General features: G+C 72.7%; 30 protein-coding genes. 19 read left to right on the top strand and 11 right to left on the bottom strand.

Features of this window, described 5'->3' with window-relative positions; translation table 11 throughout:
- Window positions 1-3: 3 nt before the first annotated feature.
- The gene (locus C2865_RS37730; protein WP_232836041.1) at window positions 4-810 is read right to left on the bottom strand and encodes an IclR family transcriptional regulator; all 807 of its coding nucleotides are present in this window, start codon (window positions 808-810) and stop codon (window positions 4-6) included.
- A gap of 152 nt (window positions 811-962) precedes the next feature.
- Here C2865_RS37730 and C2865_RS37725 point away from each other — a divergent pair, with 152 nt between their 5' ends.
- The 5 genes from C2865_RS37725 to C2865_RS37705 all read left to right on the top strand — a co-directional run bounded on the left by C2865_RS37725 (window position 963) and on the right by C2865_RS37705 (window position 7,548).
- Complete coding sequence (locus tag C2865_RS37725) at window positions 963-2,162, top strand: flavin reductase (protein WP_157964085.1); 1,200 nt, start codon at window positions 963-965, stop codon at window positions 2,160-2,162.
- Window positions 2,163-2,286: 124 nt separating this feature from the next.
- Window positions 2,287-3,555 (top strand): acyl-CoA dehydrogenase family protein, encoded by a 1,269-nt coding sequence (locus C2865_RS37720; RefSeq protein WP_106403573.1) that lies wholly within the window; start codon window positions 2,287-2,289, stop codon window positions 3,553-3,555.
- Window positions 3,552-5,009, top strand: coding sequence for an aldehyde dehydrogenase family protein (locus tag C2865_RS37715; RefSeq protein WP_106403572.1), 1,458 nt, complete (start codon window positions 3,552-3,554; stop codon window positions 5,007-5,009). The genes C2865_RS37720 and C2865_RS37715 overlap by 4 nt, the downstream gene beginning before the upstream one ends.
- Window positions 5,009-6,142 (top strand): FAD-dependent oxidoreductase, encoded by a 1,134-nt coding sequence (locus C2865_RS37710; protein ID WP_232836040.1) that lies wholly within the window; start codon window positions 5,009-5,011, stop codon window positions 6,140-6,142. Before C2865_RS37715 ends, C2865_RS37710 begins: the two co-directional genes overlap by 1 nt.
- Window positions 6,139-7,548 carry an aldehyde dehydrogenase family protein gene (locus tag C2865_RS37705; protein ID WP_106403570.1) on the top strand — a complete coding sequence of 470 codons (1,410 nt, stop codon included), beginning with the start codon at window positions 6,139-6,141 and terminating at the stop codon, window positions 7,546-7,548. Before C2865_RS37710 ends, C2865_RS37705 begins: the two co-directional genes overlap by 4 nt.
- A gap of 162 nt (window positions 7,549-7,710) precedes the next feature.
- Here the strand turns inward: C2865_RS37705 and C2865_RS37700 are convergent, their stop codons facing one another.
- Complete coding sequence (locus C2865_RS37700; protein ID WP_157964084.1) at window positions 7,711-7,986, bottom strand: Dabb family protein; 276 nt, start codon at window positions 7,984-7,986, stop codon at window positions 7,711-7,713.
- Window positions 7,987-8,083: 97 nt separating this feature from the next.
- Here C2865_RS37700 and C2865_RS37695 point away from each other — a divergent pair, with 97 nt between their 5' ends.
- The 9 genes from C2865_RS37695 (at window position 8,084) to C2865_RS37655 (ending at window position 16,485) form a co-directional block, all read left to right on the top strand.
- Window positions 8,084-9,697, top strand: a complete 1,614-nt coding sequence (locus C2865_RS37695) for a carbon-nitrogen hydrolase family protein (RefSeq protein WP_106403630.1) — start codon at window positions 8,084-8,086, stop codon at window positions 9,695-9,697.
- 81 nt (window positions 9,698-9,778) lie between these two features.
- Window positions 9,779-10,582: an oxidoreductase gene (locus C2865_RS37690; RefSeq protein WP_106403568.1), complete on the top strand. Its 804-nt coding sequence runs from the start codon at window positions 9,779-9,781 to the stop codon at window positions 10,580-10,582.
- A complete protein-coding gene (locus C2865_RS37685) occupies window positions 10,579-11,526 on the top strand; it encodes an alpha/beta hydrolase family protein (RefSeq protein ID WP_232836039.1) in 948 nt (315 codons plus the stop codon). The genes C2865_RS37690 and C2865_RS37685 overlap by 4 nt, the downstream gene beginning before the upstream one ends.
- Window positions 11,526-12,767, top strand: a complete 1,242-nt coding sequence (locus C2865_RS37680) for an aromatic ring-hydroxylating dioxygenase subunit alpha (RefSeq protein WP_106403567.1) — start codon at window positions 11,526-11,528, stop codon at window positions 12,765-12,767. The genes C2865_RS37685 and C2865_RS37680 overlap by 1 nt, the downstream gene beginning before the upstream one ends.
- Window positions 12,764-13,489 (top strand): hypothetical protein, encoded by a 726-nt coding sequence (locus tag C2865_RS37675; RefSeq protein ID WP_106403566.1) that lies wholly within the window; start codon window positions 12,764-12,766, stop codon window positions 13,487-13,489. Before C2865_RS37680 ends, C2865_RS37675 begins: the two co-directional genes overlap by 4 nt.
- Window positions 13,486-14,409, top strand: a complete 924-nt coding sequence (locus C2865_RS37670) for a hypothetical protein (protein ID WP_106403565.1) — start codon at window positions 13,486-13,488, stop codon at window positions 14,407-14,409. The genes C2865_RS37675 and C2865_RS37670 overlap by 4 nt, the downstream gene beginning before the upstream one ends.
- Window positions 14,400-15,152 carry an SDR family oxidoreductase gene (locus C2865_RS37665; protein ID WP_106403564.1) on the top strand — a complete coding sequence of 251 codons (753 nt, stop codon included), beginning with the start codon at window positions 14,400-14,402 and terminating at the stop codon, window positions 15,150-15,152. Before C2865_RS37670 ends, C2865_RS37665 begins: the two co-directional genes overlap by 10 nt.
- Entirely contained in the window at window positions 15,149-15,745 is a 597-nt protein-coding gene (locus C2865_RS37660) for a hypothetical protein (protein ID WP_106403563.1), read from the top strand. The genes C2865_RS37665 and C2865_RS37660 overlap by 4 nt, the downstream gene beginning before the upstream one ends.
- Window positions 15,742-16,485, top strand: a complete 744-nt coding sequence (locus C2865_RS37655; protein ID WP_106403562.1) for a maleate cis-trans isomerase family protein — start codon at window positions 15,742-15,744, stop codon at window positions 16,483-16,485. Before C2865_RS37660 ends, C2865_RS37655 begins: the two co-directional genes overlap by 4 nt.
- Window positions 16,486-16,662: 177 nt before the next feature.
- On the opposite strand, the gene C2865_RS37650 is transcribed toward C2865_RS37655, so the two are convergent.
- Together C2865_RS37650 and C2865_RS39815 are read right to left on the bottom strand one after the other, a co-directional pair.
- On the bottom strand, window positions 16,663-17,256 hold the full coding sequence (locus C2865_RS37650) for a Maf family protein (RefSeq protein ID WP_106403561.1): 594 nt from the start codon (window positions 17,254-17,256) through the stop codon (window positions 16,663-16,665).
- Window positions 17,257-17,392: 136 nt separating this feature from the next.
- The gene (locus C2865_RS39815; RefSeq protein WP_157964083.1) at window positions 17,393-18,367 is read right to left on the bottom strand and encodes a serine hydrolase domain-containing protein; all 975 of its coding nucleotides are present in this window, start codon (window positions 18,365-18,367) and stop codon (window positions 17,393-17,395) included.
- A 149-nt stretch (window positions 18,368-18,516) separates the two neighbouring features.
- On the opposite strand from C2865_RS39815, the gene C2865_RS39810 reads away from it, so the two are divergent.
- Genes C2865_RS39810 through C2865_RS37630 form a run of 4 tightly spaced genes read left to right on the top strand, consistent with a single transcriptional unit; the run spans window position 18,517 to window position 21,994 of the window.
- A complete protein-coding gene (locus C2865_RS39810) occupies window positions 18,517-18,924 on the top strand; it encodes a hypothetical protein (RefSeq protein ID WP_157964082.1) in 408 nt (135 codons plus the stop codon).
- Entirely contained in the window at window positions 18,921-19,109 is a 189-nt protein-coding gene (locus tag C2865_RS37640) for a helix-turn-helix transcriptional regulator (RefSeq protein ID WP_106403560.1), read from the top strand. The genes C2865_RS39810 and C2865_RS37640 overlap by 4 nt, the downstream gene beginning before the upstream one ends.
- A gap of 17 nt (window positions 19,110-19,126) precedes the next feature.
- Window positions 19,127-20,287, top strand: a complete 1,161-nt coding sequence (locus C2865_RS37635) for a serine hydrolase domain-containing protein (protein ID WP_106403559.1) — start codon at window positions 19,127-19,129, stop codon at window positions 20,285-20,287.
- A 9-nt stretch (window positions 20,288-20,296) separates the two neighbouring features.
- Window positions 20,297-21,994, top strand: a complete 1,698-nt coding sequence (locus C2865_RS37630; protein ID WP_106403558.1) for a helix-hairpin-helix domain-containing protein — start codon at window positions 20,297-20,299, stop codon at window positions 21,992-21,994.
- A 3-nt stretch (window positions 21,995-21,997) separates the two neighbouring features.
- On the opposite strand, the gene C2865_RS37625 is transcribed toward C2865_RS37630, so the two are convergent.
- Both C2865_RS37625 and C2865_RS41695 read right to left on the bottom strand, forming a co-directional pair.
- Window positions 21,998-22,657, bottom strand: a complete 660-nt coding sequence (locus tag C2865_RS37625; protein WP_106403557.1) for a thymidine kinase — start codon at window positions 22,655-22,657, stop codon at window positions 21,998-22,000.
- A 171-nt stretch (window positions 22,658-22,828) separates the two neighbouring features.
- Complete coding sequence (locus C2865_RS41695) at window positions 22,829-22,963, bottom strand: hypothetical protein (protein ID WP_269802775.1); 135 nt, start codon at window positions 22,961-22,963, stop codon at window positions 22,829-22,831.
- 105 nt (window positions 22,964-23,068) lie between these two features.
- On the opposite strand from C2865_RS41695, the gene C2865_RS37620 reads away from it, so the two are divergent.
- Entirely contained in the window at window positions 23,069-23,284 is a 216-nt protein-coding gene (locus C2865_RS37620; RefSeq protein ID WP_106403556.1) for a hypothetical protein, read from the top strand.
- A 3-nt stretch (window positions 23,285-23,287) separates the two neighbouring features.
- Here the strand turns inward: C2865_RS37620 and C2865_RS37615 are convergent, their stop codons facing one another.
- From C2865_RS37615 to C2865_RS37595, 5 genes are all read right to left on the bottom strand, one after another.
- Complete coding sequence (locus C2865_RS37615) at window positions 23,288-23,518, bottom strand: DUF6457 domain-containing protein (RefSeq protein WP_106403555.1); 231 nt, start codon at window positions 23,516-23,518, stop codon at window positions 23,288-23,290.
- A complete protein-coding gene (gene mobA / locus C2865_RS37610) occupies window positions 23,515-24,048 on the bottom strand; it encodes a molybdenum cofactor guanylyltransferase (RefSeq protein ID WP_106403554.1) in 534 nt (177 codons plus the stop codon). Before mobA ends, C2865_RS37615 begins: the two co-directional genes overlap by 4 nt.
- Window positions 24,049-24,055: 7 nt before the next feature.
- Complete coding sequence (gene moaA / locus C2865_RS37605; RefSeq protein ID WP_408608351.1) at window positions 24,056-25,042, bottom strand: GTP 3',8-cyclase MoaA; 987 nt, start codon at window positions 25,040-25,042, stop codon at window positions 24,056-24,058.
- A gap of 70 nt (window positions 25,043-25,112) precedes the next feature.
- Window positions 25,113-25,658 (bottom strand): CGNR zinc finger domain-containing protein, encoded by a 546-nt coding sequence (locus tag C2865_RS37600; protein ID WP_106403552.1) that lies wholly within the window; start codon window positions 25,656-25,658, stop codon window positions 25,113-25,115.
- Between the two features lie 21 nt (window positions 25,659-25,679).
- Window positions 25,680-26,258 (bottom strand): hypothetical protein, encoded by a 579-nt coding sequence (locus C2865_RS37595; RefSeq protein ID WP_232836038.1) that lies wholly within the window; start codon window positions 26,256-26,258, stop codon window positions 25,680-25,682.
- Window positions 26,259-26,419: the final 161 nt, after the last annotated feature.

The following is a 26,419-nucleotide window of genomic DNA, read 5'->3' as shown; positions in this document are numbered from 1 at the left end:
CGGTCACCCGGGATGGCCGAGCTGGGCGGAGACGCGCGCCGCCGCGGCGAGCAGGAGCGGGGCGTACTCCTTGATATGCGGTTTGAACCGGCTCAGCGGACCCGAGACGCTCAGCACGGCCAGCACCCGGCCGTCGTGGTCGAAGACCGGGGCGGCGATGGAGGCCGCCCCCTCCTGGCGCTCGCCGAGCGAGGTGGCGTACCCGCGCTTGCGGATCAGCACCAGCTCGGCGCGCAGGGCGTCCTCCTCCACGAGGGTCTTGTCGGTCAGGGCGGTCAGCGGGTGACGGGCCAGGTAGCCGTCGACCTCCGCCTCGTCGAGGAAGGCGAGGAAGGCCTTGGAGGAGCTGCCCGCGTGCAGCGGGTAGGGGATGCCGAGACTGACCTCCATCCGCAGCTCCTGGTTGGGCACCGCCTGGTCGACGTACATGCGGGTGTCGCCGCGGCGCACCGACAGCGTGGCGGTCTCCCCCGTCTGGCGCGACAGCAGCCGCAGCTCGGGGCCGACCATGGCGCGCAGGTCCATCCGCGCCATGTAGGCGCGGCCCAGCGAGATCGCCGCGTGCCCGAGGGAGTAGCGGCGGGTCACCGAGTCGACGGTGATGAGCTCCTTGCTGCGCAGCGCGGTGAGGATGCGGTGCACCGCGGCCTTGGTCAGCCCCAGTTCGGTGGCGATCTCCGTCACGCCGAGGTCGGGGCGCGCGCTGCGCCCGAACAGCAGCAGGACGTCCATGGCCCGCTCCACCGCGGCGATCGATCTGCTCTGACCCTCGGCGGCCTCATCGCCCTTGGTCGACGCTGTCCTCGGCACGTTCCCGCCCTCCTGAAGAGATCTGACATCGCGAGTCTAGGGCAATTCGTTTCTCTACGGGAAACAGGCGGGGAAACACATTGACACCCTGTCCACAGCATTGTTACCTTCTGCGGGACAGTGTTTCCACAAGCGAAACGAGGGGGACTCAGGTGGCGGTCGACACCGAGACCTTCAGATCCGTGCTCGGGCAGTGGCCGACCGGGGTCGTCCTGGTCACCACGACCGCCGGCGACGGCTGGCACGGCATGACGGCCAGCTCGTTCTCCAGCGTCAGCCTCGAGCCGCCGCTGGTGCTGGTCTGCCTGGACACCCGTCTGGCCAGCCACCGGCTGGTCTCCGACAGCGGCGCGTTCGGGATCAGCATCCTCGGCCGCGACCAGGCGGAGCTGGGCCGGCGCTTCGCCGGCCGGCTGCCCCCCGCCGAGAGGTTCCAGGGGCAGGAGTGGCTGACGCCGCGGACGGGCTCGCCCGTGCTGGCCAACGCGCTCGGCTGGCTGGACTGCCGGGTCGTGCACGCCTACCCGGGCGGCGACCACACGATCTTCGTCGGCGAGGTGCTCGCCGCCGACACCCCGCGCGCCACCGGCCCGCTGCTCTTCCACTCCCGCACCTGGGGCCGGCTCGCCGATCCGCTGCCCGACCGCGTCGTCCTGGCCGACACCGGTCTGGCCGCGGCGCTCGAGCGCCGCGGCCTGGCGGACGGGCGGCTGCTGGAGGCCGTGCGGGACGCCGGGGTGCGCACCCGGGTGCGCGGAGGCGGACCGGGCAAGGCCCGGTCCGTGCTGCTGGACTCCCCCGCCGGGCCCGCGCCGGGGCCCGGCGGGGTGATCGAGTTCCCGTACCGGGACCCGGCGGCGGCCGCGGCGATGGTCGCCGCGGCGCGCGCCGCGGACTGCACGGCCGTCGGTCGGGTCTTCGACGCCTTCGCCGCCGACCGGCGCGCGGGAACGCTGGCCGCGGTCGGCGAACTGCTCGCGGCGGGCTGCGACGAGATCGCGCTGGACGAGGGCGGCGAACCGGCCTCCCCCCTGGCCGTGCGCGAGATCCTGGGCGACGCCGTCTCCCAGGCCCGCCAGACCCCGGTGCGGGTCCGGCTGACCGACCGGGCCGGCCTCGGCCTGGCCAACGCGCTGACCGCGATGAAGAGCGGCGTCCGGCACTTCGACGTGACCCTCGGCGGGCTCGACGACGGGCTGTGCTCGGTCGACCTGCTCTTCCTCGCGTCCCGGCTCGGCGTCGAGGGCCCCGCCGACCGGGAGGCGCTGGCCGCCGCGGCGGCCGAACTGGAGACGGCCTGCGGGGAGCCGCTGCCCGGCCGCACCCGCGCACTGGGAAGGACGGCTTCTTGAAACCCTCCCCGCCCCCGGCGGGGACCTTGGCGACCGGCCGCGGGGGCAGCCCGCCGGTCGCCGCACCTGCCTGCTTCCCCTCCCCCGTGGCCGAGCCGGGGGCACCCATCTTCAAGGAGTTGCGATGACACTGATCGCCGAACGGCTGCTGACCAAGCTCACCGACGCCGAGCGCGCCCGGATGGAGAAGGTGGAGTCCGTCCTGCCCGCGCTGCGGGAGGCCGCGGCCAAGGCCGACGAGACCGGGGAGTTCCCCGTCGGCCACATCGCCCTGATGCGCGAGGCCGGGCTCCTCGGCCTCATCATCCCCGAGGAGTTCGGCGGCCTGGGCGGCGGGCTGCGCGACCTGGCCGGGGCGACCTTCACCCTCGGCTCGGCCTGCCCGTCCACCGCGCTGGCCTACTTCTTCCACAACACCAGCGCCTCCCGCGGCCTGCTGCCGCTGGAGGCCATCGAGGCCGGATTGTTCTCCGCGGAGGAGGTCCCGGTCATCGACGCCTTCGCGCGGCGGCTGCTCACCAGGATGGCCGGGGGCACCTGGCTGGCCAACTTCGCCTCCGAGGAGGTCAAGAGCTCCAGCGCCAACATCGCCATCGCCACCGTCGCCACCCCGGCCGAGGGCGGCTGGTCGCTGAGCGGCGTCAAGTCCTTCGGCTGCGCCACCGGCGTCGCCGACTACTACCTGGTCACCGCCAAGGTCGACGGCACCGAGAACGCCGACGGCCTGGCGCTGTTCCTGGTCGGCCGCGACTACGCGGGCATCACCAACCGGCCCAGGTGGAACGGCCTGGGCATGCGCGCCTCGGCCAACGACGGCATCGTCATGGAGAACGTGTTCGTCCCCGCCGAGGACTCCCTCACCGTGCCGGGCTCCTTCGTGAAGATGCTGCAGATGAGCCGCGGCAGCTTCGTCGGCAACCAGCTGGCCATCATGGCCGTCTACCTGGGCGCCGCCCAGAACGTCTACGACTACGCGCTGGAGCGCACCACCGGCAGGACCTTCGCCGACTCCGGCAGGACCATCGCCAGCTCGCCCATGCACCAGGTCATCATCGGCGACATGGCCGAGCGCCTGGAGACCGCCTACCTGTGGATCAGGCGGCAGATCGAGCTGGAGACCTCCGAACCGCCGCTGCTGCCCAAGCCCGAGGTCTACAAGCAGTGGCGCATCGCCAAGGGCGACATCTCCGAGGCCTGCTTCCAGGTCGCGCTCGGCGCGCTCAAGGCGTGCGGCACCTCCGCGGCGACCATGGACGGCGTCATCGGCCGCACCCTGCGCGACCTGGCCATGGCGCTGGTCATGACCTTCCCCGCCGAGCGCGGCAGACTGGAGGCCGCCTCCATGATCACCCAGGACAAGGAGAACGAGCTGTTCGCGAGCGTGAAGTCGTGAAGACGCCCGAACCCCGCGACCTCGTCGCAGGGACGTGGGAGCCCGCCGGCGACGTCCTCGACCTGGTCCTGGAGAACCCCGCCACCGGCGAGCCCCTGGCTCCCGCCGCCGCCAGCTCGCCCGAGCGGGTCGAGCGGGCGCTGGCCGCCGCCGACGCGGCGGCCGGGCCGTGGGCCGCGACCCCGGTGGCCGAACGCGCCCGGATCCTGGAGGCCGTCGCCGCGGCGCTCGAGCCGAGGGTCGCCGAGATCGCCGCGCTGGAGTCGTTCGCGACCGGCGTGCCCATCCGGCAGACCCTGCCGCTCGGCATGATCGTCACCGGTTCGTTCCTGCTCGCCGCCGGCCAGCTGCGCGAGGGGTGGCTGACGCGCACCCTGGAGCGCGAGGACGGCAACACCACCGAGGTGCACCTGCTGCCCTGGGGCCCGGCACTGTGCCTGACCGCCTGGAACGCGCCCGCGCCCACCGGCGCGCACAAGATCGCCAACGCGCTGGCCGCGGGCTGCCCCGCCCTGTTCAAGGCCAGCGAGTACGCGCCCTACGGCAGCCAGCTGATGTCGGAGGTGATCGCCGAGGCGCTGCGCGCCCAGGGCGTCCCCGACGGCGTCTTCCAGTTCCTGCACGGCGGCCCCGGTGTCGGCGGCACCATGGTCAACGACCCGCGGGTGCGCGCGGTCTCCTTCACCGGCGGCGCCAGGGGCGGGCAGGCCATCGCCGCCGCCTGCGCCACCGGGCACAAGCCCGCCCAGCTCGAGCTGGGCGGCAACAACCCGATGGTGGTGCTGCCCGACGCCGGCGTCGAGGCGGCCGCCCGCGGCGTCGTCGACCTGCTGACCACGCTCAACGGCCAGTGGTGCCGGGCGCTCGGCAGGCTCATCGTCCCGGCGGGGCGGGAGGAGGAGCTCGTCGCCGCGGTCGTCGCGCGCCTGGGCGCCCTGCGGGCCGGCGATCCGCTGTCGGAGGACACCGACTACGGGCCGCTGATCCACTCCCGGCACCGGGAGCTCGTCATCTCCCAGCGGGACGCGCTCGGCGGCATCGTGCACACCGGCACGGCGCTGCCCGGGGGCACCAACCACCTGGCTCCGGCACTGGTCACCGGCGTCCCGGCGGAGGAGGCCGTGGAGGAGATCTTCGGCCCCGTCGCGACCGTCCACCCCTACACCTCCCTCGACGAGGCCGTGGCGCTGGCCAACGGCACCGCCTACGGGCTCGAGGCGTACGTTTTCGGCGCCGACGAGGAGCAGGCCCTGTCCGTCGCGCGGCGGATCCGCGCGGGCGAGGTGAAGGTGAACGGCTCGAGCATCATGAGCCTGCACCTGTTCGCCCCGCGCCCCGCCTGGGGCCACTCGGGACTGGGCGAGGAGGGCACCGCCGAGACGCTGCGCTTCTTCACCAACCCCCGGGTCGTCGGCGTCGAGAACGGCTTCGCCCTGCACTCCAGGGAGGCGTGATGCGCGTCCTGGTCGCCGGGGCGGGCCCGGTCGGGCTGGCCGCCGCGGTGGCGCTGGCCCGCCGCGGCTTCGAGGTGCGGGTGCTGGAGGCCGGCGAAGGACTGGCCGCCGAGTCCCGCGCCTCGACCTACCATCCGCCGACGCTGGAGATGCTGGCCGAACTCGGCGCGCTGGACGCGCTGATGGCCAGGGGCCTGGTCTCGCACACCTTCCAGTACCGCGAGCGCAGGGGCGGCGTCGTCGCCGAACTCGACCTGCGGCTGCTGGAGAACGACACGCCGTACCCGTACCGGGTGCAGTGCGAGCAGAGCAAGCTCACGCCGATCCTGCTGGAGCTGCTGCGGGCCGACGGCGGCGAGGTCGTCTTCGGCTCGGCGGTCACCGGCGTCGTCCAGGACGGGGCGGGCGTCTCGGTGACCACCGCGGACGGCACCGTCCACCGGGGCGACCGGCTGATCGGCGCGGACGGCGCGCACTCGCGGGTCCGCAAGGAGCTGGGCGTGCCGTTCGAGGGCATCACCTATCCCGAGCGGTTCCTCGTCGCCTCCACCGAGGAGGAGCTGGAGACGCTGATCCCCGGCATCGCCGCGGTCAACTATGTCTTCGACCCCGAGGAATGGCTGGTCCTGCTGCGCACGCCCGACCACTGGCGGGTGCTGTTCCCGACCCCGGACGGCACCCCCGACGAGGCGGAGACGGCGCGGCTGCCCGAGCGGCTGCGCGGTGTCGTCGACGTCGGGTGGAAGGTCGCGCACTCCACCCTCTACCGGGTGCACCAGCGGGTCGCCGCCCGGTTCCGCGCCGGACGGGTGGTGCTGGTGGGCGACGCCGCCCACGTCAACAACCCGCTCGGCGGCATGGGCCTCAACAGCGGCATCCACGACGCGGTCGCCGTCGCCGCCGCGTTCGGCGACGACGCGGCCCTGGATCTGGCGTGTGAACGCCGCCGGGAGGTCGCCGCCTCGTTCGTGCAGAAGATCACCCACGCCAACTGGGAGCAGCTGCGCGACCCCGAGGCCCACAAGGCCGGACTGCGCGCGCTGGCCGCCGACCCCGTCAAGGCCCGCGCGCACCTGCTGCGGACCTCGATGATCGCCTCGCTGCGCACCCCGGAGCCCGGGAGGGCGGGATGAGCGCCTGGCTCGACCGGGAGAACCCCGCCCGGCTCGGTGAGCTGGTCGGGCGGGTTCCCGTCGCGGACGCCCCCGACGTCGACGAGGCCGTCCGGGCCGCGGACGCGGCGCAGCGCTCCTGGGCGCGGACCCCGCTCGCCGAGCGGGTGCGGGTGCTGCGGGAGGCGTCCGCGACCTTCGACGACGAAGACCTCGCCGTGCTGCTGGCCCGGGAGAGCGGCAAACCGGTCGGCGACTGCCGGGGGGAGCTCCGGTTCTCCGGGGTCTTCCTGAACTGGGTCGCCGACCGCGCCCCCGAGGTGCTGGCCGACGTGGAGACCGACGACGCCGCCGGCCGGCTGCTGCTGCGGCGGCGCCCGTACGGGGCGGTCGCGGCGATCACCCCGTGGAACGCGCCGGTGATCCTGGCGATGCTCAAGGTCGGACCGGCGCTGGCCGCGGGCAACACCGTCGTGGTCAAGCCGTCGCCGCTGGCCCCGCTGGCCGTCTCGGAGCTGCTGGGCCGCTTCGGTGACGGGCTCGTGCGGGTGGTCCACGGGGAGGCCGGGACGGGCGCCGCGCTGGTCGGCCACCCGCTGGTGCGCAAGGTCGCCTTCACCGGGGGCGAGGGCGCGGGCCGGGCGATCGGCGCCCTCGCCGGGCGGATGATCACCCCGGCGGTGCTGGAGCTGGGCGGCAACGACCCCGCGGTGCTCCTGCCGGACGCCGAGTTCACCGACGACGCGATGGACCGGCTGGTGATGGGCTGCTTCCAGACGTCGGGGCAGGTCTGCATGGCCGCCAAACGGCTCTACGTCCCCGCCGGGCGCGAGGCGGAGTTCCGGGACGCCTTCACGGCGGCGGCCCGGCGCGTCGTCGTGCTGGGCGACCCGTTGGACGAGGAGACGACCGTCGGACCCGTGATCACCGCGGGCGCGGCGGAGCGGATCCGGGCGCTGATCGCCTCCGGCGGCGAGCCCGTGCCGCTCGGCCGCGTCGCCTGCGACCTCGAGCGGGGGCACTACGTCCGGCCCACGCTGCTGACCGGCCTGGACGACTCCTCGCCCGTCGTGGCGGACGAGCAGTTCGGCCCGGTGGTGCCGCTGCTGGCCTACTCCACCACCGAGGAGGTCCTGGCCCGCGCCAACGCGGGCGAACTGGGCCTGGGCGCCTCGGTCTGGTCGGCCGACGAGGACCGGGCGTTCGACTTCGCCCGCCGCTTCGAGGCCGGTTTCACCTTCGTCAACACGCACGGCCGCACCGGGATGGCGCTGCGGGCGCCGTTCGGCGGGGTCAAGCGCAGCGGCCACGGCCGCGAGTACGGCGACGAGGGCATCCTGGAGTACGCCCAGACCTGCTCGGTGCACGCTCCCGCGGCCTTCCGCGCCGGAGGCGGCGGCATGGCCGCGGCCGCCTACCCCGGATAGCGGACGAGGCCGCCGCGGGACTCCGCGGCGGCCTCGTCTCATGGCGGTAACCCGGTTTTTACGGCGGCACCCTGTCCCCCCGCCGCCCCAGCGCCTAGGATCGCCACACCTTCGCTGGTCAGCCCGTTCAGCACCTTCTCCAAGGGGTGGGTCCCCTGCCGGTCAGAAGTCGACCGAGGCCCGGGCGGCCAGGCGCTCACGCAGCCAGCCCGCCGCCTTCAGATGCTCGGGGTGCCGCTGGTAGCCGCGCAGCCCGTCGAGGTCCGTGTGCTCGGTGATCAGAGCCAGGTCCCAGGAGACCTCCCCGCGCACCGCGTCCAGGCCCACGGTCATGCCGCGGATCTGCCCGATCAGCGGCACGAGCGCCTCCAGCCTCTCCTTGGCCTCGGGGGCGTCGGCGGGGTCGGTGAACTTCATCAGAACGACGTGGGTCAGCAAGGTGGCTCTCCAGGTGTGAAATCTCTTCCCATCCAGCGGCCCTGATTGTATGTTTTGGAAACAGCGTTTCGCTAGAGGTAACCAGGAGGCCATGAAGATGCGGGTCGCAGCGGTACAGTTCGCGGCGGGCGAGGACCTCGCGGTCAACCTCGCCACCTGCCTGCGGATGATCGACGAGGCAGCCGCCGCCGGTGCCGAGCTGGTCGTCCTGCCGGAGTTCTGCAACCACCTGTCCTGGTACCCCGACCGGGAGACCGCGCACCGGCTGGCCTGCACCCTGGACGGCGGATTCCTCGGCGCCGTCGCCGGGCGTGCCGCCCGGCACGGGGCGTACGTGAAGCTCAACGTCACCGTGGCCCGCGAGGACGGCCGCACCACGATCACCAGCCTGCTGTACGGGCCGGACGGGAGCCTGCTCGGCCAGGCCGACAAGCTCACCCTGATGGGCGCCGAGGGCGACCACATGGACCCCGGCACCGAGCGCGGCCCCGTCATCGACACCCCGCTCGGCCGGATCGGGCTGTACGCGTGCATGGAGGGCGTCACCTCCGACGTCTGCCGGGACCTCACCCTGCGCGGGGCCCAGCTGCTGCTCAACAGCCTGAACTCCTTCGCCACCGACGAGGCGAGCCTGCACATCCCGGTGCGCGCGGCGGAGAACAAGGTGTGGGTGGTCGCCGCCAACAAGGTCGGCCCGCTGCTGCCCGAGGCGCTCACCCCGGCCATCGCCGAACGGCTGGGCGTGCCGCCGGAGCAGGTGCACGGCGCCGGGGAGAGCCAGATCGTCGCCCCGGACGGCACCGTCGTGGCCAAGGGGCCGCGCACCGGCGAGGCCGTGGTCGTCGCCGACATCGACCTCTCCCTGGCCGACGTGAAGACGCGGCCGGACGGCACCGACATCCTCGCCGCGCGCCGCCCCGAGCTCTACCGGCCGATCGCCTCCGTCCCGGTGGAGCGCACCGCGCCCCCCGGAGCCGACGCGTGCCGGGTCGCGGTCGTGGCCGACGCCGACCCGCTGCCCGGGACGGCCGAGGCCGCCGCGGCCGGCGCCGAGCTGATCGTCCTGCCCGAGCTGGCCTTCGGCGCGGCGGACCGCGCCGAGGTCACCGAACTGCTGGCCAAGGCGCTGTCCGGGACCGCCGCGTACGCCGTCACCAGCGTCCGCGACGGCGACGCCCACGCCGGCCTGGTGGTCTCGGCCGGGGGCGAGGCCGGCGTCCAGCTCCAGCTGCACCGCACCGGCCGCCACCCCTGGGCCGTCCGGACGGGCGAGGGGGTGGCCGTCCTCGAACTGCCCTTCGGTCGGCTCGCGGTGGTGGTCGGCGACGACTCGGTGTCGGTGGAGACCTTCCGGCTGGCCGCGATCGCCGACGCCGACGTGGTGGCGGTGCCGCGCAGCGCGGGCGAGTCCTGGGAGACCTCCCTCGGGCTGCCCGAGCGGGCCGCGGAGAACCGGCTGAACATCGTCTCGGCCTGGGCCGAGGGCGGCCTCATCCTCGACCTCACCGGCGACTTCACCCTCTGGACCGCCTGGGAGGGGCCCTTCACCGGCCGGATCAGCCACCCGCTCGTCACCGAGGCGGGCCCCGGGCTCACCACGGGCGCCGTGCACCCCGCCCAGGCCGTCAACCGGTTCGTGTCCAAGAACACCGACCTGGTCAACGGGCGGGCCTGGCGGACCCTGGGCTCGCTGGTGGAGACCGCACCGTGACGGCGTACCCGTTGACAGCCGGACCTCCGGATCGAAAAATGGAAACAGCGTTTCCCCCAGCGAACCAGGACGGAAGATTCGATGACTGAGACCATCCGGAACGTCGAACAGATGCTCGACAGTTCGCCCGTCGTCGACGTGACGGAAGCGTTCGGGAAGTACCAGCGCCTGCTCGAGGAACTGAAGGCGAAGATCGACGCCCGGTTCGAGACCACCCGCGACCCCTCCACGCTCGAGCTGGAGTCCTACGGCACCTACCCGGACGGTCCCGGCGGCAAGGTCGCCGCCTACAGCGGCCCCGAGGTCGACTGGATGGTGCACTCCTGGCTCGGCAACCCCGCCGCCAGCTTCGTCAACCTGCACCTGACCGTCTGGCTCGGCCCGCAGGTGCGCGTCCCCCACCTGGGCATCGCCCTGCTGCTGTGGCCCGAGGGCTGGTTCTACTGCGACTCGGTGCCGCGCACCAGCCTCGTCATCGACGCCGACTACTACGACGACTACTACGCGCCCGTCAACGAGGACTGGCTGAAGTTCCAGGCCGACCACCCGGACTTCGAGTGGTTCACCAGCCCGTCGGCGTTCATCCGCACCAGCCTCTCCCCCACCGCCCAGTGCTACTCCTTCAAGTGGTCGGAGGAGAACTTCCAGGCCGTCAACGACTGGATGCACGCCCACGTCGACCGCTGGCTCGGCTGGGTCGACGAGGCCGAGGCGGTGCCGGAGGCCGAGCGCGAGGCGCAGCGCGACACCGACCTGACCATCCGGCGCAACATCGCCGAACGCGACCCCGCCAACTCCATGGGCGTGCGGTTCTTCGGCGAGGAGCTCACCGGCAAGCTCGTCCGCGCCCTGTGGGGCGGCGACCGGGAACTGCCGCGCCCGTGACGAACCCTCCTTTGATCCGCTCCCTGTGGTGGTCGGCCCGCACGCACGGCGAACCGCCGTTCGACACCGCCCACCTCAAGGTCTACTACCCCGCCCTCGCCGAGGGCACCGACGCCGAGCGCCTCACCGGCGTCTTCCCTCCGGCACCCGGAAAGCACCCCGTCGTGCTCTTCTTCTCCGGCGTCAACGTCGCCCAGGACTCCTACCGGACCCTGGCCGTCGCGATCGCCGAAGCCGGATACGTCGTGGTGACCTTCGACCGGGTGGCCGAACTGTTCGGCGGCCAGTACGGGCTGACCCCCGGGGTCGACCTGGAGGCGGCCAAGCCCGGCGCGTACGGTACCCGGCCGACCTGCCCCACCGTCCCGGCGATCCTCGACGCGCTGCGCGGGATCGACCTGCTGAAGGACGCGCTGGACCTCGACCGCGTCGCCCTCGGCGGCCACTCCGCGGGCGGGACCGTCGTGCTGCAGTCCGCGCGCTTCTTCCCCGGCGTGCGGGCCGCCTTCGGGTTCGGCACCCACACCATGGTCGCCACCATGCTCGGCTGGCCCGCCGGCACCGTGCTGCCCGCCCAGGTCGACTGCCCGGTGTTCCTGGCCGTCGGCACCCGCGACGGGGTCATCCTGGGCAGCAGCGACCGGTACGGCCAGGACGGCTTCACCGATCCCGTCAGCAGGACCTTCGACGAGGCGCTGCCCGGTGAGGGCCACCTGTTCGCCGTCCTCGACGGCGCCAACCACTTCGCGGTCGCGGACCCCGTGGACCCGACCGCCGCGCGGGCCTTCCTGGACCTGGAACCCGAACGCGACCCCGCCGAGAGCCGCGCCGCCTACCTGGAAGTGCTGCTGGCCTTCCTGAGCGCGCGGCTGAACGGCGACCCCGATCCCCTGGAGAACGTGCGGAAGAACCCGCCTCCCTCCGTGTCACTGCGGGAGCACTGATGCTGAAGAACTTCTGGTACGCGGTCGAGACGTCCGACCAGGTCACCGGCAAACCCAAGAAGATCACGTGCCTGGGGCAGGACTTCGTCCTGTACCGGAAACGCGACGGCGCCGTCGTCTGCATGTCGGACCTGTGCCCGCACCGCGGCGCGGCGTTGTCCGGCGGCTGGGTCAAGGACGACAAGATGGTCTGCCCCTACCACGGCTGGGAGTTCGTGCCCGACGGCACCTGCGTGAAGATCCCGGCCAACCTGGAAGGCCGGGGCATGCCGAAGAAGGCACGCGTCGACTCCTACCCGACCACCGAGAAGTACGGCTTCGTGTGGGTCTTCATGGGCGACCTGGCCGAGGAGGACCGTCCCCCGATCCCCCACTGGCCCGAGTTCGACGACCTGAAGAAGAACGGCGGCCGCTGGAAGCCGGTCTACGGCGAGTACCTCTGGAACTCCAACTACGAGCGCATCCTGGAGAACGGCTGCGACATCGCGCACACCCCGTTCGTCCACGGCGGCCGGTTCGGCAACCCCGAGCGGCCCGAGGTGGAGGAGTACGAGGTCGAGACGCCCGACGAGTGGTCGGCGTTCGCGACCGTCAAGCTCTACCCGCCGCAGGCCAAGGGCCTGTGGGGACGGCTGTCGGGCAAGAGCCGGGACCTGAAGGACCGCCCGCCGGTCGAGACCAGCGCGGGCTGGATGCTGCCGAACATGATCAAGCTGCACGTGCGGCTGCCCATGGGCAACATCATCATCTACGACAGCAACGTGCCGATCGACGAGACCACCACGCTGGTGAAGTTCGTGGCGCTGCGCGACTTCTTCACCGGTGACTGGGCCGACAAGAACGCCCTCAAACGCATCTACGGCATCTTCGACCAGGACGTCCCCGTCGTGGACGGCACCCGGCCCGAGCTGCTGCCCGCCGACCTCGCCGCCGAACTGCACGTCAAGTCCGACCTCATCGCGGTGCACTACCGCCGCCGCCGCCAGGAGCTGGCCGACAAGGGCTGGATGCTCGGCGACGAGGACCGCATCATGGGCGACGTCCCGCGCCGCGAGGCCACCGTCATCCCCTCGCCCGCCCGCAGGAACAACCCCGAGCTGGCCCGCGCCTGGGTGCACAAGGCCCGGGGCGAGCACCCCCGGGTCGACGACTCCATCCTCAAGGGCGAGGCCGAGCGCGCCGCCGCCAAGGCCGCCGAGACCGCCGAGACCCCCGCAGCAGACAAGGAAGAGCAGTCATGACCTCACTGCCCAAGGGCCTGTTCGACCGTACCCTCGCCAAGCTCGAGGGCGTGGAGGAGCTCAAGCTCGTCCACGGCGAGGACCTGTTCAGCACGATGGGCCCCGACCCCGTCGGCCGGCTCGAGGTGCGCACCGGCAGCCGGATCGCCAAGGTCGTGACGATCAGCCTGGTCGTGCCGCAGATCGGCATGGACAGCCACATGATCTTCGCGTTCTCCCCGGACGGCTCGGCGATTCCGCACTTCACCCTGGACTCCGTCGAGGCCGGCGGCAACCTCGCCTTCCACCTCGACCTCGTCCCGCGCGCCGAGCTGGCCTCCCACCTGGCCTACGTGAACACCGTCTTCGAGCCGCTCAGCCCGGTCTTCGAGCGCTCCAAGGAGGTCTTCGGCTCGCTGCGCGCCGCGATCGGCCCGCGCCAGTACGCGATGATGTCGCCCTGGATGCTGGTGAACCGCGCCGACGAGGAGCAGTTCAAGGCGTTCGACACGTTCGTGGACGACTACTTCGCGCACTGGTCGGCGCTGCTGGAGTCCGGCCTGCCGCAGGAGGTCCTGGCGACCCTGGCCGACACCGACCTGGCCGCCCGCGACCGCGCCAACCGGGAGAACCTGTTCAGCCCCGAGGTCGACCCGGTCTGGGAGCGGGTCACCCGCCTCGTCGGCCGGGAGACCTCCGACAGGCTGCGCGCCGAGCTGATCTCGAACGAGGTCCAGGCATGAGCGAGCCCAGCGAATGGCAGAGCCGCATCGCCGGCGAGTGGCACGGCCGCCCCTCCCTGTTCGACGCCAGGGGCGTCTGGTGCGGTTACGAGGACATCCGGCGCTCGTCGGTGTTCGAGGACGGCAGGACCACGTACTACATGGACGGCGGCCTGGAGGGCGGCGGCGAGCTGGCCGGGCGGTTCCGGCTCGGCGCCCCGTTCGCGTTCGGGGTCGTCGACTCCGACAGCGACCGCGTCTACACCGGCCCGGACTTCTACGGGACGGGCCAGCCGTACGGCGCGTTCGTCGACGCCCACTACTACGGGCCGGGCTGGCAGGTCGACCTCAACACCTGGAACCACAACCTGCCCGACGGCGAGACCCAGGTGTACTCCTCGGTCCTCTACCAGGGCTGGACGGTCGTCGGCTGCTTCAACGGCGTCTACAAGCGCCGGGAGGAGCCGCCGCTGGACTTCCTGGAGGCCGAGACCCGCAACGGGCCGGTGCCGTTCATCCTGCCGACGAAGAAGGCCGGCGGGTACGAGGGCGTCTGCGAGCTGTGGGGCGCCGACCAGAAGCTGGTCGGCGAGGTCACCGTCACGCTGGAGCTGGAGCCGATCGACCTGCTGCGCACCCGCGCGCACGTCACCTGGTCCGGCGCGCTCGAGCGGTCCTCCACCGTCGAGCAGCGGCGCGACGGGACACGGATGTTCTACGAGGGCCCGGAAGCCTGGGGCAACGCGCAGGCGTTCGGCCGGGCGAACTTCACGAGCGTGCACTTCTCGACCGGCGCCGCCGTCACCAAGATCAAGGGGCGTGAGTTCATGATCGACGCGACGCCGGGCATGAACGCGGGCGAGACCCTCGCCGTCACCTACGAGGTGTTCGACGGCAACACGTTGTCGGGCGTCGTCCACGGGGTGCTCACATGGCGGTGATCGTGGTGACCGGCGGGACCCGCGGCATCGGCCGCGGGCTCGCCAAGGAGCTCGGCGCGCGCGGCGCGCGGGTCGTCATCTGCGGGCGGAGCGGTGTCGACGAGGCCGCCGCCGAGCTCGGCGCGACCGGCGTCGTCTGCGACATGACCGACCGCGCCCAGGTCGAGGCGCTGTGGGAGAAGGCCGCCTCGCTCGGCACGGTCGCCCACTGGGTCAACAACGCCGGTGTCTCCACCGCGCGCAAGCCGCTCACCGAGCTGCCCGCCGAGCAGATCGAGACGGTCGTCGCGGCCAACCTGCTCGGCGTGCTCAACGGCAGCGCCGTCGCGGCCCGGCACATGCTCGAGCAGGGCTCCGGCACGGTCTGGAACATGGAGGGCTTCGGCAGCGACGGGCGCACCATGCCGGGACTCGTCGCCTACGGCGCCACCAAGCGGGGCGTCACCTACGTGACGGACGGGCTGGCCAAGGAGCTGAAGGGCACCCCGGTCAGGGCCGCGCACCTCTCCCCCGGCATGGTCGTCACCGACCTGCTGGTCCAGGAGTACACGCCCGAGGAGCTGGAGAAGGCCAAGAAGATCTTCAACATCCTCGCCGACAAGGTCGAGACGGTCACCCCGTTCCTGGCCGAGGGCATCCTCAAGGGCGTCAAGAACGGCGGGCGCGTCGCCTGGCTGACCGGGCCGAAGATCGCGTTCCGGTTCGCCACGGCGGGCTTCAGCAAGCGGGACCTGTTCTCGTGAGCCCCGAAGAGTACCCCCTCGTCCTGGCCCTGGAGGACTTCGTCCCGGTGGCCTTCACCACCGCCGGGGCGCTCCTCCTGGCCAGGGTCGACGGCGTCGACACCCGGCTGGCCCGGATCGCGGCGCTGCTGCTGGGCATCGGCGGGGTCGCCAAGGCCGGCTGGAAGACCATCATCGCCACCACCCACGTCGACCTGTGGATGGTGCCGCTGGCGCTCTTCCCCTTCCTGGCCGCGGGCTTCCTCGTGCTCCTCAAGGCCATCGAGCCCCGCGTGCCCGTGCCCGCCATCGCCGGATTGTGGATGGCCTGCCTGGGCACCGCCTTCGCGATCGGCGACACCCTGCCGATGCTCATCCTCACCATCGCGGCCAGCACCGCCGCCGCGGTCGTCCTGAGCCGCAGGCACAAGCTGTTCATCGTCTGGATCATCGGCCAGTACGCGCTCGGCCCGCTCAGCTCGGGCGAGCAGACCATCGCCCGCCAGTGGGTCGAGCAGTCCATCAACACCGTCAGCCAGGGGATGTTCCTCCTCGCCGCCTGGCGGCTCGCCACCCTCCGGGACCGACAGAGACGACAGGAGATCCCCTCATGACCGACGCGCTGGGCTGGCGCCGCAAGTTCGGCGTGATCGCCCCCTCCACCAACACCATCGTCGAGCCCGACTTCTACCGCATGACGGTGCCCGGCGTGACCTCGCACTTCTCCCGCATCCACATCCGCGACCAGAACATGGCCGGCGACGCGGGCATGGAGCGCCTGCTGGAGCAGATCCGCGACGAGATCGGCGCGGCCTGCGAGCGGGTCATGACCTGCGAACCCGACTACATGGTCATGGGCATGTCCGCCGAGACGTTCTGGGGCGGCGTCGAGGGCAACCGGGCGTTCGTCAAGCAGATCCACGACCTGACCGGCCTGCAGGTGGCGACCGGCGCCGAGGCGTGCGAGCGGGCCCTGAAGCTGTACGGGGCGCGCCGCATCGGCGTCGTCACCCCCTACCAGCCGGTCGGCGACGCGAACGTGCGCACGTTCTTCAACGAGCTGGGCTTCGAGGTCGACAAGATCATCGGCCTGAAGTGCCCGACCGCGGTCTCCATCGCGCACGTCACCGAGGACGAGCTGCGCGGCGCGCTGCGCGAGCTCGCCGAGGGCGAGGTGGACGCGCTGATCCAGTGCGGCACCAACCTGTCCATGGTCGGCCTGGCCGACGAGGCCGAGCGCTGGCTGGGCCTGCCCACCATCGCCATCAACGCCGCCACCTGGTGGATGGCGCTGCGCGAGAACGGCATCACCGACCGCGTCGAGGGCGCCGGAAGCCTCCTGCGCGACCACTGAACCCTCGATCGCCGTAGGGGCCTGCGGCAAGGACCTCGTCCGGCGGCCTTCCCGCTTCGACGGCGGCGCGTCCTCTCTCCCGCGCCGCCGTCGGACCTTTCCGGGCACGGGCGGGCCCGGACCTCATGCTCCACAGCCCGCCTCCGAAGGAACGCCGCGCATCACCCGCCCCGGCGTTCACCGCGCCCACAGCTCATTGGGAGAGATCCCGAGCTCCCCCAGCAGTTTCCGCAGCACCGGAAGCGAGAGCCCGAGCACGTTTCCCGCGTCCCCTTCGATGCCGTCCATGAACCAGCCGCCCTTCCCGTCGATGGTGAAGCCCCCCGCGGCCCAGAGCGGTTCCCCCGAAGCGGCATAAGCCCGGACCTCCGCATCGGTCGGGTTCCCGAACCGCACCGAGGTCTCCCCCACCGCGCTCACCTGGCGTCCGCTCCCGGTGTCGATGACGCAGTGCCCCGTGTGGAGGGTCCCGCTCCTTCCCCGCCGCCTCTCCCACCACTCCACGGCCTGCTCCGCGCTCTCGGGTTTGCCCAGCCCGCGCCCCTCGAACTCCAGCAGCGAGTCGCACCCGATGACGAGGGCCTCCCCCGCCACGCGCTCCGCGACCGCCCGTGCCTTGCCGACCGCCAGCGCCTCCACCAGCTCCCGCACCGACCCGGCCTCCACCGCGTCCTCGTCCACTCCGCTGACGACCACCTCGGGCTCCACCCCGGCCGCCCGCAGAACCGCGAGCCGCGACTCCGACGCCGACCCCAACACCACCCTGCGCACAACGCCCTCCCACCGGTTCTTCCTCGTGCTCGACCGCCGCCCCGGCGACCGCCGTCCGGGCGGCGCCGCGTCCGGCGGACGACATGATCCCCCAGAACCCCCTGCCGAGGCGCGGGACGGGACCGTCGCCGCGGTGTCAGGAGGCCGGCAGGGCACGCAGGAGGTCGGTGGCGGGACGGTCCACGGAGCGTGCCGTGTCGGAGAGCGCGGCCACCGCGGTGCCGTCGGCGGGGCGCAGGGCGAGGAAGGAGGTGAAGCCGCCGGTGGCGCCGTTGTGCCAGAGCTGGGTGGAGCCGTCCTTGCGGAGCTCCATCCAGCCGAGGCGGACGGTCATGAAGCGGTGGACCCGGTGGCCCTCTGTTCGGGTGAGGCGGACGGCTTCGGCGAGGGCGGTGGAATCCGGGTCGAGCTGGGCCCGGGCGAAGACGAGGAGGTCGGCGGCGGTCGAGCGCAGGCCGCCCGCTCCGGCCAGGTCGGCGAGGTTCCAGGGGGCGACGGGGCGTCGGCGGCGGTCGTGGCCCTGCACGAGGCCCGGGGTGTCCAGGGCGGTGTTCGCCAGGCCGAGGGGCCTGCAGACCTGCTCGGCGACGAGTTCGCCGTAGGAGGTTCCGGCGCGGCGCGCCAAGGCCAGGCCGAGCAGTCCCGCGCCGAGGTTGGAGTAGCGGAAGCGCGTGCCCGGTACGGCACCGAGTCTCGTGCGGGTCAGGCCCTCGAGCAGGAACTCCGCGCTGCAGCCTGCGTACGGGTCGGGCTTGCGCGGGTCGAGCAGGGACGTGAGGAGCATGCCCTTCGGCAGCCGCGGCAGACCCGAGGTGTGGGTGGCCAGATGCCGCAGGGTGATGTGCTCGCCGTCCCGTTCGGGCACCGGCGCGTCGAGGAGTTCGGCGACCGGTTCGTCCAGCCCGGCCTTCCCCGCCACGACCATCCGCGCCAGCGCCAGTGCCGTGAACACCTTCGTCAGCGACCCGATCTCGAACACGGCCTCCGGGGCGGCCCGTCCGGCGGCCGCCGTCTCCGCCTCTCCCCCGGCGATCGCCGCCACCGCCACCCCGGCCCGCCGTCGGGCCAGCTCCCCGGCCGTTCCCCGAACGAGTCCCGCGAAATCCGTCATGCCCCAATGATCAGCCCGCCCACCTCCCCTTTTCCTCCTTCCGCAGGACGATCCACCCTCCTCCCGCGAGGTGCCCCGACCCGGTACCACCGGCGTCCGGGATGGAAAGCTTGCTTTACATTTAGACAAGCATGCTTTACATTCCGGGCATGAACGAGAAGCGGAAGGGCACGGTCGAGCGGGCGCAGGCGCGCCAGGCGTGGCGGGACTGGCTGCCGGGCGTGGCCGTGATGGCGGCGCTGGCCGTCGTGCAGGAGGCGGGGCTCTTCGGCTCCGACGGGTCCGCACGGGTGGCGTGGTCGCTGGCGAACGCGATACCGGCCCTGCTGCTGGGCTGGGCCGTGTGGCGCGGGCTGCGCCGGGCCGACGAGTACCAGCGGGTGCTCCAGCTCGAGGCGATGGCGCTCGGGTTCGGATGCCTGCTGTTCGGGGTCTTCGTGGCCGGGCTGCTGGACGCCTCCTCCGTCGGGGACCTGCGCCGGTCGGTGCAGATCTCCCTCGCCGCGTCGGTCCTGGTCTGGGCGGCGGCGCTGGAGCTGCGGGGCAGGGCCCGGTGAACAACCGGCTGAGACAGATGCGCGCGGCCCGCAGGTGGAGCCAGGCGGATCTCGCCGACCGGCTGCAGGTCTCCCGCCAGACCGTCAACGCCATCGAGACCGGCCGCCACGACCCGAGCCTGCCGCTCGCCTTCAAGATCGCCGAGGTCTTCGAGACCAAGATCGAGGACCTCTTCATCCCCTGACCCCCCGGAGGTGTCCGATGCGTCCGCCCCGCACCCTGACCGCGCTGGCCGTGGCGCTCGCCGCGACCGTGCCGTCCACCGCCCACGCGAACGCCCCCGCCCGGCCCGCCCGGCTGCAGGCGGCCCTGGACGGGATCATCGCCTCCGGCGTGCCCGGAGCCGTCGCGCTCACCCGGAAGAACGGCGACACCGGACTCCAGGCACGAGGTGTCCGGAATCTGAAGACCCGGGCGAAGATCCGGCCGGACGACCGGTTCCGGATCGGCAGCGGCACCAAGACGTTCGTCGCCACCGTCATCCTGCAACTGGTCGGCGAGGGCCGGCTGCGCCTGAAGGACGACGTCGGGCGCCGGCTGCCCGGCGAGATCGTCAGGGGCCGGAAGATCACCGTGCGGCACCTGCTGGACCACACCAGCGGGCTGCCCGACTTCAGCCGGGACCCCCGCCTCCTGGAGCCGTACGACAAGGACCCCGCGTACTACTCGCCGCCGCGCCGGCTCCTCTCCCTCGTCGAGTCCGAGCCCCTGCTGTTCCCGCCGGGCACCGGCTTCGCCTACTCCAACACCAACTACGTCGTGCTCGGCCTCCTCATCGAGAAGATCACCGGCCGCAGCGCGTCCGCCGAGATCCACCGGAGGCTGATCAGGCCGCTCTCCCTGCGCGGCACGAGCCTGCCCGTGCGCGACGCCCGCATCCGCGGCCCGCACACCCGCGGCCACCTCACCAACGTCCCCGGCGAGGGCACGGTGGACGTCACCGAGCTCAGCCCCTCCATCGCCTGGACCTCCGGCGGGATGATCTCCACCGCCAGGGACCTCGCCCGCTTCCAGCGCGCCCTGTTCTCCGGCCGGCTCCTCCGCCCCGCCCAGCAGCGCGCCCTGAAGACCATCGCCGCCGCGTCCGACGGCTACGCCCTGGGCGTCGCCCGCGCCGACACGCCCTGCGGCACCGCCTGGGGCCACGGCGGCGCCTTCCCCGGCTACCACAGCCTGGCGTACACCACCGCCGACGGGCGCCGCCAGGCGGTCATCGCCATCAACACCGACCGCGTCCTCAGCGAGACCACCTACCGCCGCCTCGACGCCGCCTTCGAGGTGGCCCTGTGCGGCAAGGCGTCCCCCGCGTCCCCGTCCGCGAACGGGTACTCGATCCGGGAGAGTGTCGGAGGCGGCTCGTAGGCTGGGTGCATGGCACGGGTCAACGAGGCTGCCGCCGAGGCGCTGCGCGAGTACGCCGACCTCTTCGCGCTGGAGGGCGGCGACCCCTTCCGGGTGCGCAGCTACCAGCGCGCGGCCAAGGCGATCGCGGGGTATCCCGAGGATCTGCGCCCCGGCCACGTCCGGGACGTCCCGGACGTGGGCTCGGCGATCGCGGCGAAGATCGAGGAGTTCCTCGGCCGGGGCGGGTTCCGGCAGCTCGACGAGCTGCGGGCCAAGATCCCGGCCGGGGTGCGGCGGCTGATGGCCGTGCCCTCGCTGGGTCCCAAGACGGCGCTGTTCCTCTACCGGGAGCTGGGCGTCGACTCGGTCGAGGCGCTCGCGCGGGCGATCGACGAGGGGCGGCTGCGCGGGGTGCGCGGCATGGGGCCCAAGACCGTCGAGAACCTGCGGCGCGGGATCGAGCGGCAGCGGCAGGCAGGCGAACGGGTGCACCTCGGTGTCGCGAGCGCGCTGGCCGAGCAGGTCGTCGAGTCCCTGCCGGGCGCCGAGCGCATCGCCGTCGCCGGGTCGCTGCGCCGCATGTGCGAGACCGTCGGCGACATCGACGTCCTCGTGGCGGGTCCCGCCGAGCTGATGAGCGTCTTCACCGCCCAGCCGTACGTGGCCGAGGTGCTGGCCGCGGGCGAGGGCAAGACCTCGGTGCGCACCGAGCAGGGCCTGCAGGTGGACCTGCGCCGGGTTGCGGCCGACTCCTGGGGCTCGGCCCTGCTGTACTTCACCGGCGGCTCCGACCACAACGTCCGGCTGCGCGAGCTGGCCGCCAGGAAGGGCTGGAGGCTCTCCGAGCACGGCCTGTCCGACGGGGACCGGACGCTGGCCTCACGCACCGAGGAGGACGTCTACGCCGCGCTGGGCATGCAGTGGGTGCCGCCGCCGCTGCGCGAGGACCTCGGCGAGGTCGAGGCCGCCCTGCGCCACGAGCTCCCCGTCCTGGTGGAGCAGGCCGACCTCCGCGGCGACCTGCACACCCACACCGACCTCACCGACGGGATCGCCTCCCTGGAGGACATGGTCGCCGCCGCGGCGGCCCGCGGCCTGGCCTACTACGCCGTCACCGACCACGCGCCCGACCTCGCGATGCAGCGCATGACCCTGGACAAGGCGCTGGCCCAGCGGGAGCACCTGGCGCGCCTGCAGGAGCGGTATCCCGGCCTGAGGCTGCTGCACGGCACCGAGCTCAACATCGGCCCCGACGGTTCGGTCGACTGGCCCCTGGATGTCCTGGAGGGCTTCGACGTCCGGATCGCCAGCGTGCACTCGCACTTCACCCAGTCCCGCGCGGAGATGACCCGCCGGCTCATCGCCGCCTGCGAGAACCCGGGCGTGCAGATCATCGGCCACCCCACCACCCGCAAGATAGGCAGGCGCCCCATGGTGGACGCCGACTGGTCCGCGGTCTCGCGGGCCGCCGCCCGCACCGGCACCGTCCTGGAGATCGACTCCTATCCCGACCGCGCCGACCTGCCGTCCGACCTGGTGCGGCTCGCCCGCCACCACGGCGTGCGGTTCTCCATCGACAGCGACGCCCACGCCGTGCCCCACCTCGCGCACACCCGTTTCGGCGTCGGCATCGCCCAGCGCGCCGGCCTCACCCGCGAGGACGTCGTCAACACCTGGCCGCTCGAGCGGCTCCTGGCCTTCCTGAAGGGCGCCGGCGGCCGTTGAGCCCTACAGGGCGGGGGCGTTCTTGCCCAGGTCGCCGGCGCGGTAGTGGCGGCGGCACAGGACCTGGTAGCGGACGGGCGCCTGGCCGGTGTCGGCGATGACGACCTGCTCGCCGGCGCGCACCAGCTCGCCGCCGACGGTGCGGGCGTTGAGCTGGCCGGGGCGGCCGCACCAGCACAGCACCTCCACCTGCAGCCGGCACACCTCGTCCGCCAGCTCGAAGAGGCGGCGCGTGGCGGGGAAGAGCTCGGAGCGGAAGTCCGAGGCCAGCCCGAAGGCGTAGACGTCGACGTCGCAGTCGTCGACGAGGTCGGCGAGCTGCTCTATCTGCTCCACCGAGTAGAACTGCACCTCGTCGCAGATGAGGTAGTCCAGCCGGGGCGCGGTCCGGCGCACCAGGGAGCCGAAGTCGAACGCGTCGTGCACCTCGACGGCCTCGTCGCCCAGCCCGATGCGGCTGGTGACGCGCGGGCCGCCGGAGCGGTCGTGCTTGGTCATGACCAGGCCGTGGCGGCCCTGTCTGCGGTGGTTGTAGTTGATCTGCAGCGCGAGGGTGGACTTGCCGCAGTCCATCGGACCGTAGAAGAACTTGAGCACCGCGTCGCGGTGCAGTCCGCTCACTCCGGCGGGCGGGACAGAGGACAGGGCCGACAGATCACTCACGGAGCGCCAGTCTAGAGTGAACGGCGGGCGAGCAGAACGTGACGAATAACGCGTTCCCCGCCTGCCCCGCCGAAGGAGACGGGAGGCGGCGCGTGATACGCACGACGTGGGACCGGCGCGCGCGGCGGGGGGCACGGGCGCCGGACGCCCGCGCCCCCCGTGGTCCGTGCCCTATTCTTCGGGCCGGACCTCCACGGGCCTGTCCTTGGAGGACCGTTTCTCCTGCTTGGCGGCGCGTGTGGCCTTGAGCGCCGCCTTCTTGGCCTTGCCGGTGGTCTTGGCCGGCTTCTTCCTGGTGTCTCCCATGAGATCCTCCCGAATCGCTTGGGACGCCCGAAATGGGCACAAGACACACGTTGCCGCTCTTCCCGCGGAAACGACATCCACAGCCGCTAAAGAAAGACCAAAACGGTGAAAGATCCCGATCTCATCTGCTCCGCCAAGGACTGCCGCGCCGCCGCCGTCTGGGGCCTGCGCTGGAACAACCCCAAGATCCACACGCCGGAGCGGCGCAAGGTGTGGCTGGCGTGCGACGAGCACCGCGACGGCCTGTCGTCCTTCCTCGACCGCCGCGGCTTCTTCAAGGACGCCGTCCCGGTGGCAGAGCTCTCCCCCACCGACGGCTGACCCTCACCGGCCCGGCTGCTCCGCCTTCCGCGCCAGCGCGCCGAGCCTGTCCGCCAGCGCCTCGGCGTCCCCGCCGCGCCCGACCGCCACGCCCAGCAGGTAGGCGGTCAGCGGCGCGGCCGGGCGCGCCACCCCGTGCGCGACGTCGCGGGCCAGGTCGAGCACCAGGTCGCGGTCCACCGACCCCGGCTCAAGGCCCAGCTCGGCACAGGCGGTCTCGATCCACTCGTTCACTTCAGCATCTCCTCGGCGCGCGCCAGATCCTCAGGGGTGTCGCAGTCGGTCCAATCATCGCCCGCCGGCACCCGGACCGGGTCCAGCGGCCCCAGCACCCCCCGCAGCGACCGCCCCCCGTAACCCTCCAGCGCGGCCCTGAGCGCGTCCGTGCGCCACGCTCCGGTGAGCCACTGGTCATGACCCCCGCCGTCGATCAGTACGGCGTTCGGGTGCGCCAGGAGCGCCGCGACGATCCCCGGGGTGAGGAGGGGGAGGTCGGCGGCGAGCAGGACGAGCCGCGGCGACCGGACCAGCGCCAGACCGGCCCGCAGCGCGGGCACCGGGCCGCCCCCCGGCGGATCCTCCCGGACGAACACCGCCTCCAGCCCCGGCCGCTCGGGTCCCACCACGACGGTGCGCGCGGCGCCCGCCGCCGCCGAGGCCACCCGGACGACCATCGGCACGCCGCCGACCGGCGCGCCGGGCTTGTCGCCGCCGAACCGCCGGGCCGCCCCGCCCGCCAGGATCACCGCGTCGTAGGGCTCCACCGCGCCCTCATCCCCCGATGGCGGACATGGGCCGGTCGGGCTGCAGGAAGGACGGGTCGTCGATGCCGTGCCCGGCCCGCTTGGCGCGGACCGCCGCCGCCCAGCGGTCGGCCAGCTCGTCGTCCCCGGCCCCGGCGCGCATCGCGTCGCGCAGGTTGGACTCCTCGCGGGCGAACAGGCAGTTGCGGATCTGCCCGTCGGCGGTCAGCCGCACCCGGTCGCAGGCGCCGCAGAACGGCCGGGTGACCGAGGCGATGATGCCGACGGTCGAGCCCTCCACCGCGAAGAGCTCGGCGGGCGCGCTGCCCCGCTCGGCCGACGGCAGCGGCTCCAGCGTGAACTCCTCCGCCAGCCGCTCCTGGATCTCGTCCGCGGTGATCATGTTCTCCCGCTGCCAGCCGTGCTGGGCGTCCAGCGGCATCTGCTCGATGAAGCGCAGCCGGTAGCCGTGCTCCAGGCAGAACCGCAGCAGCGGGGCCGCCTCGGCCTCGTTGACCCCGCGCATGAGCACCGCGTTGACCTTCACCGGCGCCAGGCCCGCCGCCTCGGCGGCGGCCAGGCCGGCCAGCACGTCGGGCAGCCGGTCGCGGAAGGCCAGCCTGCGGAACACCTCCGGGTCCAGGGTGTCCAGGGAGACGTTGACCCGGTCGAGCCCGGCCTCGCGCAGCGGCCCGGCCAGCCGGGCCAGCCCGATCCCGTTGGTGGTCAGCGAGATCTCGGGCCGCGGGTCCAGGGCCGCGGTGGCCGCGACCAGACCGGTCAGCCCGCGGCGCAGCAGCGGCTCGCCCCCTGTGTAGCGGACCTCGGTGACGCCCAGGCGCTCCACCCCGATCCGCACCAGCCGCAGGACCTCCTCGTCGGTGAGCAGTTCCGGCTTGGGCAGCCAGTCGAGCCCCTCGGGCGGCATGCAGTAGGAGCAGCGCAGGTTGCAGCGGTCGGTGAGCGACACACGGAGGTCCGTGGCCTGGCGTCCGTACCCGTCGAGCAAGCGCACCTTCACTCCTTTCGGCGCCTTCACCTTACTTACGGTCTTCGGAATACCGAACGGCGCGGGGGCCGCGGGTTCAACCGGTGCGGCGGCGGGCGCGGTAGGCGGCGACGTGCGCGCGGTTGCCGCACGTCCTGCTGTCGCAGAAGCGGCGGCAGCGGTTGCGGGACAGGTCGACCAGGACGCGGTCGCAGTCGTCGGCCGCGCACGCGCGCAGCCTGTCCAGCTCCCCGGCGGCCAGCACGTACGCCAGCGCCATGCCGCACTCGACGGCCAGGTGCTCGCTCACCCGGCTGCCGGGCTCGAAGAAGTGCACGTGCCACTGGTAGCCGTCGTGGTCCGTCAGGTGGGGGGTGACGCGGACCGCGCCGAGCAGCGCGTTGACCAGCGGGACGGCGGCCGCCGGGTCCGGCGCGAGGAAGACCTCCCGGAACCTGGCGCGCAACCGCCGCACCTGCGCCAGGTCCTCCTCCAGCACGGGCGGCACCCCGCTCATCCGCGAGGCCGCCACGAAGGAGCGCAGCGATTCCAGGTCCGGCAGCCGCTCCCCGCCGCCCTCGGCGCTGTTGACCAGATCCACCATGATGCCGAGGGCGTGCTCGGTGTCATGGGCGAAAATCATGCGGAGAGCCTAACGCCTCGCTCATATGGAGTAATGCGGATCCGCGACCACCGGGTAGGCGGCGCCCTCGTGCGGGATGCGCATCACGATCGTGTTGCCTTCCAGCTCGTAGCGCGCCTTGATGGAGCGGAAGAGCGAGTCGCAGGCCCACGGGCTGTAGAAGCGGCCCACCGTGGCGCCGTAGCGGAGGTTGACGACGTCGAAGCCGCCGGACGGCATCGCCTCCAGCGCCAGGCCCTCGGGGAGCGAGACGGAGAAGCGGAACGACGTGGGGGCCTCGGGGCCGTGCACGACCGTCACCAGGCGGATGCCGTCGGAGAGGGTCTGGGCCACGATGTCGGTGTCGACGTCGACGCCGGCGAAGACCCGCAGGCTCGGCCGCAGCACGGTCGCCGCGCGGTCGCCCGCCGCGCAGTCCAGGGACACGTGGATGCGCTGCTTGTCCCGGGTGGGCGTCCACACGCCCTCGCGGGCCCGCATCGCCCACTGGACGTCGGCGTTGTCGAACTCCTGGGGTTCGGCCTTGCCCCGGACGGCGAGCACCTGTGCGGCGGCGTTCATCGCCGCCGTCGCCCCGTCGAGCGCGTGCCTCTTCGGCACCAGCCACCTCCGCCTTTTTCTTTCCGACGGCCAACATCCAGCGGTTGGCGCTCTTTGGTTTATCACGTGGGGGAAGACCACGATGAATTTCAGGGGGTACCGGCATCAGCCCGTGAAAGGCCGTGCACGGAGGGTCGTCGTCCCTCGCTCCGGTGACGGAG

The sequence above is a fragment of the Actinocorallia populi genome, from assembly GCF_002995495.1.
GTDB classification, from domain to species: Bacteria; Actinomycetota; Actinomycetes; order Streptosporangiales; family Streptosporangiaceae; genus Actinocorallia; species Actinocorallia populi.
Note: the sequence above shows the minus strand (reverse complement) of the source record. Positions and strands in the feature narration are given on the sequence as shown.

Bases quoted from the DNA above. Each gene is read 5' to 3' on its own strand.
- C2865_RS37630 (WP_106403558.1), top strand. From the start codon at position 20,297: ATGGCACGGGTCAACGAGGCTGCCGCCGAGGCGCTGCGCGAGTACGCC.
- C2865_RS37665 (WP_106403564.1), top strand. From the start codon at position 14,400: ATGGCGGTGATCGTGGTGACCGGCGGGACCCGCGGCATCGGCCGCGGG.
- C2865_RS37720 (WP_106403573.1), top strand. From the start codon at position 2,287: ATGACACTGATCGCCGAACGGCTGCTGACCAAGCTCACCGACGCCGAG.
- C2865_RS37695 (WP_106403630.1), top strand. From the start codon at position 8,084: ATGCGGGTCGCAGCGGTACAGTTCGCGGCGGGCGAGGACCTCGCGGTC.
- C2865_RS37705 (WP_106403570.1), top strand. From the start codon at position 6,139: ATGAGCGCCTGGCTCGACCGGGAGAACCCCGCCCGGCTCGGTGAGCTG.
- C2865_RS37675 (WP_106403566.1), top strand. From the start codon at position 12,764: ATGACCTCACTGCCCAAGGGCCTGTTCGACCGTACCCTCGCCAAGCTC.
- C2865_RS39815 (WP_157964083.1), bottom strand. From the start codon at position 18,367: ATGACGGATTTCGCGGGACTCGTTCGGGGAACGGCCGGGGAGCTGGCC.
- C2865_RS37635 (WP_106403559.1), top strand. From the start codon at position 19,127: ATGCGTCCGCCCCGCACCCTGACCGCGCTGGCCGTGGCGCTCGCCGCG.
- C2865_RS39810 (WP_157964082.1), top strand. From the start codon at position 18,517: ATGAACGAGAAGCGGAAGGGCACGGTCGAGCGGGCGCAGGCGCGCCAG.
- C2865_RS37655 (WP_106403562.1), top strand. From the start codon at position 15,742: ATGACCGACGCGCTGGGCTGGCGCCGCAAGTTCGGCGTGATCGCCCCC.
- C2865_RS37710 (WP_232836040.1), top strand. From the start codon at position 5,009: ATGCGCGTCCTGGTCGCCGGGGCGGGCCCGGTCGGGCTGGCCGCCGCG.
- C2865_RS41695 (WP_269802775.1), bottom strand. From the start codon at position 22,963: ATGGGAGACACCAGGAAGAAGCCGGCCAAGACCACCGGCAAGGCCAAG.
- C2865_RS37600 (WP_106403552.1), bottom strand. From the start codon at position 25,658: ATGATTTTCGCCCATGACACCGAGCACGCCCTCGGCATCATGGTGGAT.
- C2865_RS37670 (WP_106403565.1), top strand. From the start codon at position 13,486: ATGAGCGAGCCCAGCGAATGGCAGAGCCGCATCGCCGGCGAGTGGCAC.
- C2865_RS37690 (WP_106403568.1), top strand. From the start codon at position 9,779: ATGACTGAGACCATCCGGAACGTCGAACAGATGCTCGACAGTTCGCCC.
- C2865_RS37680 (WP_106403567.1), top strand. From the start codon at position 11,526: ATGCTGAAGAACTTCTGGTACGCGGTCGAGACGTCCGACCAGGTCACC.